We start from the raw sequence: 12,939 nt of genomic DNA on the forward strand, positions 1-12,939 counted from the left end.
GTCAGTTTGCCTTTTCGGAGAGAAATTTCACACGCACGAGGCGTATCTCGTCTTCTTCGTATTCGTTTCCGAGTTCCTGCATTGCCACGTCCAGGTCATCGGTCTCGCTCTCCATGAAATAGTCGTATATGTCATTGACATGCTCTTCGTCCATAACCTCTTCGAGGAAATAGTCTATATTGAGTTTTGTTCCGCTATATACTATAGCGTCTATCTCGTCGAGCAGTTCATCAAAGTCAATCCCCTGTGCGTTTGCTATGTCATCGAGAGCCACTTGTCTGTCGATGCTTTGTATTATTTTCACTTTCAGCATCGACTTCTTCGCAACGGTTCTTATACGCAAATCCTCGGGGCGTTCGATGTCATTTTCTTCGCAATGCTTTCTTATCAGTTCCACGAACGGCATTCCGAACTTGCGTGCCTTGCCGGCTCCCACTCCCTGAATGTTCTGCAACTCTTCGAGCGACACGGGATATACCGTTGCCATTTGTTCGAGGGACACATCCATGAAAATAACATACGGCGGAAGGTTGAATCGTTTTGCGACTCCTTTACGGAGATCTGTGAGCATGTTGTACAATGCCGGATCGAGTGCACCTCCGTGTCCTTCGCCCGCAGTATCTTCCTCAGAGAAGTTGAACTCGTTGTCGAGTACTATACTGAACGGTTTCGGACTCTTCATAAATTTGCGTCCTTCTGGTGTAAGTTTCAGCAGACCGTAGTTCTCCACGTCTTTCTTAATATATCCCGCAATGATTGCTTGTCGTATCACGGGGTTCCAAACTTTCGGGTCTTCATCTTCTCCCGCTCCGAAACATTCCTGTTCGTGATGTTTGTGAGACACGATGTCATCGGTGGCACGTCCTTTCACAAAGTCTATTATATAGTCTTGCATGAAATTTTCTTTCACGGCAGCGACGGCCTCAAGTACTATTTCGAGCGGTTTCCGTGCCTCTATCTTGGTCTTCGGATGCAGGCAGTTGTCGCAGTTTTCGCAATTCTCCTTAGGGTATTCCTCTCCGAAATAATGCAACAACAGTTTCCTTCGACACACCGAAGACTCGGCGTATGCCGCCGTCTCCTGCAACAGTTGCCTGCCGATGTCTTGTTCCACAACAGACTTGTTCTCCATGAATTTTTCCAATTTCTTCAAGTCTTTGTTGCTGTAAAAGACCATGCACAGTCCCTCTCCGCCGTCTCTTCCGGCGCGCCCCGTTTCTTGATAATATCCTTCGAGGCTCTTCGGTATGTCGTAGTGTATTACGAAACGCACGTCCGGCTTGTCTATTCCCATTCCGAATGCTATCGTCGCCACTATGACGTGGATGTCCTGCATAAGGAAATCGTCCTGTGTCTGCGACCTTGTTGCGCTGTCGAGTCCGGCATGATATGGTGCGGCTTTTATTTCGTTGGCACACAATATTGCAGCCAGTTCTTCCACTTTCTTTCGCGAAAGACAATAAATAATGCCGCTCTTTCCTGCATGCTGTTTCACGAATTTCACTATCTGTGTGTTCGTTGCCTCCTCACTTATCTTCGGTTTTACCTCGTAGTATAGATTGGGGCGGTTGAACGAACTTTTGAATTCGGCTGCGTCAGTGATGCCGAGACTCTTCTTTATGTCTGTCCGCACTTTGTCGGTGGCGGTCGCCGTGAGTGCTATTATCGGTGCTCTTCCTATCTTGTTTATTATCGGGCGAATGTTTCTGTATTCCGGTCGGAAGTCATGTCCCCACTCCGATATGCAGTGTGCCTCGTCTATCGCATAGAACGAGATTTGCACTCCGCGGAGGAATTCGACATACTCGTCCTTTGTCAACGATTCGGGTGCGACATAAAGCAGTTTCGTTTTGCCGCTCCTTATGTCGTTCTTCACGAGGTCTATTGCCGACTTGTTCAATGAAGAGTTGATGTAGTGCGCCATTCCGTCCTCCTCGCTCAGGCCGTTTATCACGTCGACTTGATTTTTCATCAGTGCTATCAGCGGCGATATGACTATTGCCGTGCCGCCCATTATTAGCGACGGCAGTTGGTAGCAAAGCGATTTTCCTCCGCCCGTCGGCATAAGCACGAATGCATCGTTGCCGTCGAGCAGATTGCGTATGATGGCCTCTTGGTCTCCCTTGAAAGTATCAAAGCCGAAATATGTTTTCAGTGGCTCAATAAGGTTTATTTCTTTCATAGTATAGTATATTTAGGCCTCTGCCGGCATTCAGTTTTCAAGTTTCTGCAAATGCGCTTTGTTTAGTTGCTTCTTTGCATAGTCGAGTGTGACGGTAAAAGTCTTCGCCTCTTGCGACGGCATCTCGAACATCGCATCCATCATCACGCTCTCCACAATAGAACGCAGTCCGCGGGCGCCGAGTTTGTATTCCATTGCCTGATCTACAAGGTAGTCAAGCGTTTCCTCGGGGAATTTAAGTTTTATGCCGTCCATCTTGAATAGTTTCTCATACTGTTTAACGATGGAGTTCTTCGGCTCCACGAGTATTTTGCGCAAAGCCTCTCTGTCGAGCGGATTGAGGAATGTAAGCACGGGCAACCTGCCTATCAGTTCGGGTATCAATCCAAACGATTTGAGGTCTTGCGGCAAGATATATTTCATCATATCCTCCTTGTCTATGTGTCTCACATTCTGCACCGAACTGTATCCGACAACATGTGTGTTAAGTCTCTGTGCAATCTTGCGTTCTATGCCGTCGAACGCTCCGCCGCATATAAACAGGATGTTGCGTGTGTCAAGATGTATGTAATCTTGGTCGGGATGTTTTCTTCCGCCCTTCGGTGGAACGTTTACGACCGTTCCTTCGAGCAGTTTCAGCATGCTCTGCTGCACCCCTTCGCCGCTCACGTCGCGCGTGATTGAGGGGTTGTCCCCTTTCCGTGCTATCTTGTCTATCTCGTCTATGAATACTATTCCCCGCTCGGCAGCCTCCTGATCGAAATCAGCGACCTGCAACAAGCGGGAGAGAATGCTCTCCACGTCCTCGCCTACATATCCTGCCTCGGTAAACACCGTGGCATCCACTATTGTAAACGGCACGTCGAGCAATTTTGCTATGGTACGCGCAAGGAGTGTCTTTCCCGTGCCAGTGCGCCCGACCATGATGATATTGCTTTTCTCTATCTCAACTCCGCTCTTGTCTTCCGGTTGTTGCAAGCGCTTATAATGGTTGTATACAGCCACGGAAAGAAAACGTTTGGCCTCGTCCTGACCTATAACATACCGGTCGAGATGTGTCTTTATCTCTTGCGGCTTGGGTACTTTCTTTATCTTGAACTTGCTTTTGGCGGCAGTTTTCGTCTCTTTCACAAAACCGGAACTTGTCAAAATATCGTGTGCTTGTTCAACACAACTTTCACAGATATAGCCCGTCATTCCGGTTATAAGGAGCCTTACTTCTCCCTCGCTCCGCCCACAGAAACTACAAACTTTCTTCATTTCTTCTTGGTCAGCACTTCGTCAATCATTCCGTATTCCTTGGCTTCCTCCGCCGTCATCCAATAGTTGCGGTCGCTGTCTGCATGAACCTTGTCGTATGGTGTATGCGAGTGTTCGGATATGATGGTGTAAAGTTCTTTCTTGTATTTCAGTATTTCCTTCGCCTCAATCTCAATGTCAGACGCTTGTCCCTGCACTCCCCCGAGCGGCTGATGTATCATTACGCGGCTGTGTGTCAGCGCAGAGCGTTTACCCTCCTGTCCGCTCACGAGCAATACTGCCGCCATCGATGCCGCCATTCCTGTGCATATCGTGGCCACGTCGCTCGTTATGAACTGCATAGTGTCGTAAATTCCCAGTCCGGCGGTAACGCTTCCTCCCGGCGAGTTTATGTATATTGAGATGTCTTTCCCGGGGTCTGTCGAGTCGAGATACAGCAACTGTGCCTGCAGTGTGTTTGCGGCATAGTCGTCTATCGGTGTTCCGAGGAAAATGATGCGATCCATCATAAGTCGCGAGAACACGTCCATCTGTGTAACGTTAAGTTGACGTTCCTCAAGAATATACGGGTTGAGATACTGAGACTGGTTTTTTATCACGTCATCGATTACCAGTCCGTTCATTCCAAGATGCTGCGTAGCATATTTTCTAAAGTCGTTCATTTTATCCTTTATTTTTAATGCATGAAAAAAGAGATTATCGATCTTTTTCATGCGCTTTGTAATTACAAAGTTATGAAAAAAAGTCGATAACCTCTAACTTTTCGGGGAAAAAAACCGTAAAAAATGTTATTTCGGTCTTTCCGCTTATTCTTTATTATTCAATATCAATCTTGGAACAGTTTGTTGAAATCATCGAGAAAGATGTCCTTCTCATCGAGTTTAACCACTTTCTTAAGTGCCTCGGTAAGTTTGCGGTCTATGCTGCGGTCAACTAGGTTGTCTGCATACTCTTTCTTCTTGAGCATGTCTGCGGCATATTTTTCGAGATACTCGTCGGGCACGTTGTTCATGCCATACTGTGCAAACTGTGCACGTGCGGCTTCCTTGGCAGCCTCCTTTATGTCCGCATCCTCAACCTTGATGTTGTTTGCAGCCACGAGTTGCTCTTTGATGAGATGCCATGTAAGTTCCTTGATGCTCTTTTCGTAATTCTTCTCAACAAAATCCTCGCCCTTGTCCTTATTATTATTGAGCATTATACGTTTCAGTATCGCATCGGGGAAAGCAAGCGTACCCACCTTTTCCTCACAGTATTTGCGCAGATCGTGTACGAAACGGAAATCGCTGTCGGTAGCGAACTGTGCCTTCAAGTCTTGTGCTATGCGCTCGCGGAAAGCTTTCTCGTCGGCAACATTGCCTTCGCCATAAACCTGATCGAACAGAGCCTTGTCTACCTCTGCCTTGACATAGCGCGATATTTCGGTTATTTGGTAACTGAAATCGGCTGTTATATTCTCTGCCTCCTCGCGCGAAACTTTCAGCATTCCCTGAATCTCCGCAGTGCCTTCCGGGTAAGCCTTCTTAGGATTGAACGTTATAACGTCTCCGAGTTTCACATTGTTGAAAAGAGCCTTTTGTTCCTCCACCTTTATATATTCCGGCATCATTATGGCAGCCTCGACAACGATGCCGCCCTCCTTTGTACCGCCGTCTGCATCGAGTTCGCGCATATCGCCTTTCAGCATGTCGTTCGGCTGATACTCTTCCACCTTGTCATAGTGTCCCGAGCGCGAAGCATACATCTCCACTTGCCGGTCTATTAATTTGTCGTCAACGGTGATGTTGTAGAAATCCACCTTGTCATTTCCGGTTATTTCTATCTTAAATTCGGGGGCTACGGCAATGTCGAAGACGAAAGTATATGGTGCTGCTTTCTCGAGATCCACCTGTACCTGCTGTTCGGAGGGGAGCGGTTCTCCCAGCATCTGTATCTTGTTCTCACGCACATACTTGTAAATCTCCTCGCCCAGGATTTCGTTAATCACGCCCACTTTCACAGAATCGCCATATTGGCGGCGCACCATGCTCATCGGCACCTGCCCCGGACGAAAACCCGGAATATTGGCACGCTTGCGGTAATCCTTAAGTTGCTTCTCCACCTTTTCGGTGAAATCAGCCTCCTCCACTGTCAAGGTCATCAGTCCGTTTACCTTGTCAGGATTCTCAAATGTTACTTTCATCTGTATTATTTAAATCTTTGATTATTACTTATTTCACGAATTGAGTTGCAAAATTAAGCATTATTTTTTTAATTATATTACATAAATGTGGAAAAATTTGTTTTTTTAACCTTACGGCATCAACATGCGAGACACCCATGTGACAGAACAGACATATTAAAGCATAAACACAATCAAATCTGCTATATACGTTACTTAAACGGGAAATTGAAGAGCAAACACCGATGAACGTACATAAAACGAGAAGCCCCGGGAAATCGTACAAATAATTTCCCGGGGCGTTTCTTATTGTAATCATGCGTCTTGCAATTCCCTGCTTTTCAGACGTGCAGGAAACGGACAGGCAGTTGTCACTTTACGGCAAATTTACGAACCGACATCACTCTGTTTCCATTCATTTCCTTCACGATGTATATACCCTTGACCGACGGACGGCTCGCACCGAGCGCATGACCGCTTACGGTGAAGTAATACTTGGTGAACCCTTCTCCGGAAACATTGGCGGCATCGATGTCCGCAGGTATCTCCGCCGTGACAATCCAACCCTTGGCTTTGGCTTTCTCAATGTCTGCTCCCGCCGTTCCCGGCATTCCGCTTATGTTTAATTGTTTTCCCCAAGTAATGTTGTTCTCGTTAATCACCACGTCGGAAACGTCTTTCAGCGCGTCAATGATGGAATTTATCACATTTGCCGTCAACTTGTTGTCCTGTATCAACACGCCCTCCAATTTGCTGTCGGCGGCGATGCTCAGAGAAACGAGCATGTTCCCACCTGCCTCGAGGCGTTGCAAATAGTTATTGCCGGCAAGGTCGAGTTCGGCGAGTTGGTTGTTTCCGCACTCCAACCAATACAAATATCCGTTTTTCTTCACATCGAGTTTGCCGATATTATTGTTGTCAACTTTGAGCCACGACAAGTTCGGCTGTTTCGAAACGTCTATTGAAGAAAGTTTGTTGCCTCTGAGATGAATTTGCAGCAGTTTGTCGTTGTTTGACAAGTCAACCGTCTCAATCATGTTGTTGTTTGCCATGAGCATCGACAGTTGCTTTTGTTTCGATGTGTCAACCTTTTTAAGTTTGTTGTCGTTCAAGTTGAGCCATCTTATGGCGGTACACGTTGAAAGGTCTATCTCGGAAAGGTTGTTATTGAAAAGATACACTCCTTCGAGCATGGTGTTCTTCTGCAAGTTAATTGAAGAAAACTTGTTATCAGACAAACTCAGGGTTTTCAGGTTCACGCATGGCGTAACGTCTATTTCGGTCATATCGTTAGAGAATGCGTAAAGCGACACAAGATTGGTCAAATCTTTCAGGTCGAGTGCCGCAATTTTGTTCTCCGTGCAACTCAGGTCTTCGAGAGCCTTCAGTCCCGTTAAATCGATTTCGTCGAGTTGATTGCGCGAGCAGTCAACCATTGTAAGAAGTTCGTGATGCGGCAACAGCAGTTTCTCAATCTTATTGTCCGAGCAGTCAACCTTCGTCAGTTTTGTCATCTTGCCGCAGTCCAGCGTTCCTCCTATTTCGTTATCACGACAGTCGAGCACACGCATGAAATTACAGTTCTTCACATCGAGAGCGGTTATCTTGTTTTTCTCGCAATACAAGCCCGTAAGGTTATGATTGTTGGTAATGTCGAGTGTTTCGATTCGGTTTCCGCCGACCTGCACACGCCTCAGCGATGGTGCGCGTGTTATGTCAACAGCCTGCAACTCCTGATTAGTGGCAACGAGTATAAGAATGTTGTCACCATAGATTTTCACTTCTTTACCCAACGTGGTATGTGTTATGTTGGCAGCCTTGTTGTACTCCTGAAGGTTTCCGTCGCCCCAGTCTATTTTAAATGTCACGCCATCGCTTCCGCCCGTTCCCACGGTAACATTCTTTCCCGCCTCGGCATAAGTAAGCGTGATGTTCGGCAGAATCTCCACCGGACGCTCATACGCTCCCTTGTCTATCGCAGTGCCTGCAATGCGCGGATTGCCGCTGATGTCGGTATCCTCAACTATGCCTTCGGTGGGCGTTCCCGCATCGACGAACTCGCTTCCCGCCGCCAATGCCCATTCGGCTACTCTTACTGCGGCAGTGTCCGTGGCATTCTTTGCCACTCCGTTGAACATTGTCGGCTTGATGAAATTTGCCCTGTCTGCGTTCGGGTTTCCAATCGTATTCAGCACTCCCGCCTCTCCCGTGACTTTGTTTTCGAAACCGATGTTGGCCTCGTCGCTTTCGGCACGCAGCATGTTGTTCTGCACCGTACAGTTGATTACGCGTCCGCCTTTCACATAAATGCCTCCACCGGCGAACGCCGTGTTGTTGAACACAACCGAACCGAGCAAATCGCCGCTCTCGTTGTATATTCCTCCACCTTTTCCACCGTTGTTCTCTCCCATTTCTATCATGTCTGCATAACAGTCTGCCACGATGTTGTAAGATGCTTCCGAAATGTTGTAAATACCACCTCCGAGCAGTCCGCGGCACTCGTATATAACATTATGCGCAGCCTTTCCGTCGTTATAGACAGCACCTCCCGAAGCACCGTAGCATGCAGTGAACGTGCAGTTTTCCACCGTTCCGCCCATGTTATACACGGCACCGCCCATTTCGAGTGCCACACAGTCCTCAAAATCGCACTTGCTTATGTTCACGTTCTTGGCATATACGGCTCCTCCTATTGCTCTTCCGTAACTCGAATGTGCGTAATTTCGTGCGAAAAGACATTCGGTTATTGCCGCGCTGCCCTTGCCATTGAGATATACGGCACCACCGTTTGTGTCGCTGCTCGTTGTCGATTCGTTCTTGAACCATGCCGAGTTTTCCACCACCCTGCATGCTTTCAACGTTATGTTTCCCTTTGCATAGAGTGCTCCTCCTGCCGCTTTAGATTTGTAGTCGTTGGCATTTGCGCCTTTGAGTGTCAGTCCGTTTATTTCCGTAGGCTGTGATATTTCGGCTGCCGCGTAAAGCACATGGTGATAGTTGCTCGCCGTACCGGGGATGACGCTGTTCTCCACACGCCACGCATAGCGGTATGTCGTTGCATCTTGAAACTCGCGCACCCATGTGTCAGGCTGGTCGTCGTCTGCACTCAATATCGTCTCGTTTACGAAATCGTATGCCTTGCCGCCGGTTTTCATTGCCCGTTCTGCCTTGTCGGTTTCCGTTCCGGCAAATCCGCCATACACGGACACGCCGTCTTTCAGCATAAAGGCGCGTGAGAGCGGTCTCGAACTCTTGATGAGTTCTTCGGGAATATAGGTTCCGGCGGCAACCCACACCTCGTCGCCGGCTTCCGAATTGTTGATTGCGGTTTGCAGGCTGCCAGCAGCCGAAGCCCACGAAGAACCGTCGCCCGTTGCTCCCGCTTTCACATAACGCACTTTCGCTCCCGCCGGTGTCGTGGCAAGGAGGAATGTGAGTATTAGTGATAAAATGGTAAATGTTTTCTTCATAATAATTATTTTTTAGTTAAATGATATTCCTTTTATTACGAACACTCCGGCAATACCGCCGAAATTACTCGGCAATACCGCCGATTTTGATTTGCAATATCGCCTGATTTGGTTTGCGATTATGCACAATTCGCATGTCCATATACATTTCAAGGCAAAGTGCATCACCGTATTTCCGCATGCCGCGAGTCTCTGCCCCGCGATATATGTGAAAGGCGGTGTACGGGGCTACATGCCTTCCTCCATTTTCCGCCGTTTCTCCTCGTCTATTTTCTGGAAGTCTTTCTGTCTCAACACGAACGAACTTCCGAGATAGTTTTCTCGCACAATAGTGTTCTCGGCGAGTTCTTCCGGTGTTCCTTGGAAAAGTATGCGCCCCTCGAAAAGCAGGTAAGCACGGTCGGTGATGGATAGAGTCTCCTGTACGTTATGGTCGGTTATGAGTATTCCTATGTTGCGGTATTTCAGTTGCCATACTATGTGCTGTATGTCTTCCACGGCAATAGGGTCGACTCCGGCAAACGGTTCGTCGAGCATTATGAACTTCGGGTCTATGGCAAGGCACCTCGCAATCTCCGTTCTGCGCCGTTCTCCTCCCGACAATCGGTCGCCGCTGTTCTTTCTCACTTTCTCGAGTCTGAACTCCCTTATGAGTGTTTCGAGTTTCTCGAGTTGGTATTTCCTTGGCGTCTTTGTCATCTCAAGCACCGACATGATATTGTCCTCAACGCTCATCTTTCTGAACACGCTCGCCTCCTGCGGCAGGTATCCTATTCCTGCTCTTGCCCGTTTATACACGGGGTAGTCGGTTATGTCTTCGTCATCGAGGAAAATGTGTCCGGCATTTGGCACCACGAGTCCCGTCGTCATGTAGAACGATGTGGTCTTTCCCGCCCCGTTGGGTCCGAGCAGTCCCACTATCTCGCCCTGCCTAACGTTGATGGACACGTCGTTTACCACGGTTCGTTTTCCGTAGCGTTTCACTAATCCCTCGGTGCGCAGTACTGCTTCACCTTCCCGGAAACTTACATTTGCATTCATCGTTTCGCTCATATCAGGCTTGTTTTTTCGTAATGTAATCCAACAGATGCAATCCGTACCATACGGTTTTTGCAGTGTGCAAATTTACAAATTATTCTCAACATAGCATCATCGTTTTGGTATTTTTCGCGTTTAAAACAGTATGTACTATTTCTGTAAATTATAAAAAGTCACATGCACTGTTGCCGTTGTCTGTTTTTTCGGGAGCATTATCAGTTTACCCCGCACTTTATTTCCGCGCACGGCAATAATCTTTTTTCGGGTGACAAATATCTTTGTCCCGGGGCGAGGGGACGTTAAGCATGGTGACATGATAAAACAACATAACCTGACACTATAAAAGTTTCGTTTTCACATCGGTTTAACATTCACAAGAACACAAAACGACACGAGCCGCAAGATTGCTCTCGCGGCTCGTTGTAAATATCCTTTAAAGGAACTTTATTAAATATCGAACTTGTAACCGAGTGTCAACTGTATCACGCTGTTGCGCTGACTTTGTGCATCTGTGTCAAGAATATTGGTAACACCGAAGTTGTAGCGTGCGTCGATTACAAAATCGTCAATCTCGTAACTTGCGCCTACCGGTATGCTTAAGTCGAATGTCTTATAAGCACTCTTGACATCCAATTTGTCCGACTTCGCATTCAAGAGGAAACCCGGTTGCACTCCGAGTTTGAGGGCGAAATTCTTTGCAACATAGAAATTTGCAATGATGGGAATGTTGAGATTCTCAAATTTCAATTTCAGATCGGGAGTTTTTATGCTTGCACCCTGCATCGAATAGTTCACGCCTGCGGCAATACCAATCATGTCGGTTGCCTGATATTCCAGTTCCACACCTGACACTATACCGAATTTCATCTCTGCATTACTCGTGTCGTCACCAACGATACTTGTAAGTGTTCCACCCACTTTAGGCTGTATGGAAACCGAACCTGCCGAATGCTGTGCAAATACTGCAACCGATGATACCATCATCAATGCTGCCACAAAAAGTTTTTTCATAAATTCTTTACTTTAAAGTTGATAAATCTTGTTTGTTGCAACAAAAGTATATAAAACTTTCTTACGAAACAAATAATTTCTTACTTTTCGATACAAAAAGACAAAAACAATGAAAAAAGATAAATTTGTACGAATAAAATGTGGGTTTTATAAAAACAGAATGGCAAGAATGCCGTTATCTTGTCTATTTTATTTAAATTTGCAGTCAATTTCATTCATACAGGAATATGTTTATAAAGAAATATCTTACCACCTTCGGACGATACCTCATGCTTATGGGGCGTGTGTTCTCCGTGCCCGAACGCATGAGAATGTTTTTTAAACAGTACACAAAGGAGATGACCCAGTTGGGGGTTGACTCCATCGGTATTGTACTTCTCATCTCGTTCTTCATAGGTGCCGTGATATGTATCCAGATGAAACTTAACATACAAAGTCCGTGGATGCCGCGATGGGTGAGCGGATATACCACGCGCGAGATAATGCTGCTCGAGTTCTCATCGAGCATCATGTGCCTCATTCTCGCCGGCAAAGTGGGGTCGAACATAGCCTCGGAACTTGGTACGATGAGGGTTACTCAACAAATTGACGCATTGGAAATAATGGGAGTGAACTCGGCAAGTTACCTTATCCTTCCCAAAATATTCGGAATGGTAACAATGATGCCGCTGCTCGTTATTTTCTCGTCGGCACTCGGAATAGTCGGCGCATACGCCACGGCATACATCGGTCATGTGCTTCCTCCCGACGACCTCACACTCGGTTTGCAGCACGATTTCAACCAATGGTTCGTGTGGATGAGTATAGTGAAGAGTCTGTTCTTCGCTTTCATAATAAGCAGTGTGTCCTCTTATTGCGGATATTCTGTCGAAGGAGGCTCGGTGGAGGTTGGCAAGGCATCTACCACTGCGGTGGTGAGCAGTTCGGTATTAATACTGTTCTCCGACGTTTTCCTGACACAACTGTTGTCGTGAAAGAGTTCCTCTTGCGGGAGTAAAAAGGGTTAACTTTAATGAGTTAATGAGTTAAAAAGAATGATTGAAATAAAGAATCTATACAAGTCTTTCGGCGACAAGGAGGTGTTGAAAGACATAAACGCCAAATTCGAGAACGGCAAGACAAACCTTATCATAGGTCAGAGCGGGTCGGGAAAGACTGTGCTGATGAAGAATATCGTGGGGTTGCTCGAACCGACATCGGGCAAAGTGCTCTACGACGGTCGCGATTTCGTGGCAATGTCGAAACGAGACAAGGTGATGCTGCGACGCGAGATGGGCATGATTTTCCAAAATGCAGCACTGTTCGACTCGATGCCGGTAATAGAGAACGTTATGTTCCCGTTAGACATGTTCTCGAACATGACGCTGAGAGAACGCAAGAAACGCGCACAGGAATGTCTCGACCGCGTGAACCTTCTCGATGCGCAGAATAAATTCCCCGGCGAACTTTCGGGCGGAATGCAGAAACGGGTGGCGATTGCAAGAGCCATAGCACTGAACCCGAAATACTTGTTCTGCGACGAGCCTAACTCGGGACTCGATCCCAAAACGAGCCTCGTTATCGACGAATTGCTGCACGGCATAACACAGGAATATGACACAACGACCATTATCAACACACACGACATGAACTCGGTAATGGGCATAGGTGAGAGAATTATCTTTATATACAAAGGCACGCCGGCATGGACGGGCGGCAAAGATGAGATAATGACATCGGACAACAAGAAACTTAACGATTTCATATTCGCCTCCGACTTGTTCAAAAAAGTGAAGAAGGAGGGGATGAAAGAGATACGCAACAAGTAACGACAGACA

Annotated in this window: 9 protein-coding genes; 2 read left to right on the forward strand and 7 right to left on the reverse strand. The window is 47.0% G+C overall.

The annotated features are described in order from the left end of the window. Position 1 precedes the first annotated feature (1 nt). From recQ to EII32_RS03470, 7 genes are all read right to left on the reverse strand, one after another. Positions 2-2,182 carry a DNA helicase RecQ gene (gene recQ, locus EII32_RS03440; protein WP_125234060.1) on the reverse strand — a complete coding sequence of 727 codons (2,181 nt, stop codon included), beginning with the start codon at positions 2,180-2,182 and terminating at the stop codon, positions 2-4. A gap of 30 nt (positions 2,183-2,212) precedes the next feature. After that, the gene (gene clpX, locus EII32_RS03445) at positions 2,213-3,442 is read right to left on the reverse strand and encodes an ATP-dependent Clp protease ATP-binding subunit ClpX (protein WP_125234061.1); all 1,230 of its coding nucleotides are present in this window, start codon (positions 3,440-3,442) and stop codon (positions 2,213-2,215) included. Beyond that, complete coding sequence (gene clpP / locus EII32_RS03450) at positions 3,439-4,104, reverse strand: ATP-dependent Clp endopeptidase proteolytic subunit ClpP (protein WP_125234062.1); 666 nt, start codon at positions 4,102-4,104, stop codon at positions 3,439-3,441. The genes clpX and clpP overlap by 4 nt, the downstream gene beginning before the upstream one ends. A 164-nt stretch (positions 4,105-4,268) precedes the next feature. Continuing rightward, positions 4,269-5,624 carry a trigger factor gene (gene tig / locus EII32_RS03455; protein WP_125234063.1) on the reverse strand — a complete coding sequence of 452 codons (1,356 nt, stop codon included), beginning with the start codon at positions 5,622-5,624 and terminating at the stop codon, positions 4,269-4,271. Positions 5,625-5,974: 350 nt separating this feature from the next. After that, positions 5,975-9,073: a choice-of-anchor Q domain-containing protein gene (locus tag EII32_RS03460; protein WP_125234064.1), complete on the reverse strand. Its 3,099-nt coding sequence runs from the start codon at positions 9,071-9,073 to the stop codon at positions 5,975-5,977. A 228-nt stretch (positions 9,074-9,301) separates the two neighbouring features. Then, positions 9,302-10,126 (reverse strand): LPS export ABC transporter ATP-binding protein, encoded by an 825-nt coding sequence (lptB, locus tag EII32_RS03465; RefSeq protein ID WP_125234065.1) that lies wholly within the window; start codon positions 10,124-10,126, stop codon positions 9,302-9,304. Between the two features lie 432 nt (positions 10,127-10,558). Then, positions 10,559-11,122, reverse strand: a complete 564-nt coding sequence (locus tag EII32_RS03470; protein ID WP_125234066.1) for a porin family protein — start codon at positions 11,120-11,122, stop codon at positions 10,559-10,561. A gap of 227 nt (positions 11,123-11,349) precedes the next feature. Between EII32_RS03470 and EII32_RS03475 the strand changes: the two genes are divergently transcribed. Then, positions 11,350-12,096: an MlaE family ABC transporter permease gene (locus EII32_RS03475; protein WP_125234067.1), complete on the forward strand. Its 747-nt coding sequence runs from the start codon at positions 11,350-11,352 to the stop codon at positions 12,094-12,096. 60 nt (positions 12,097-12,156) lie between these two features. Then, positions 12,157-12,930, forward strand: coding sequence for an ABC transporter ATP-binding protein (locus tag EII32_RS03480; RefSeq protein ID WP_125234068.1), 774 nt, complete (start codon positions 12,157-12,159; stop codon positions 12,928-12,930). The last annotated feature ends 9 nt before the right edge of the window (positions 12,931-12,939 follow it).

The organism is Prevotella sp. OH937_COT-195, assembly GCF_003932845.1.
GTDB lineage: Bacteria > Bacteroidota > Bacteroidia > Bacteroidales > Bacteroidaceae > Prevotella.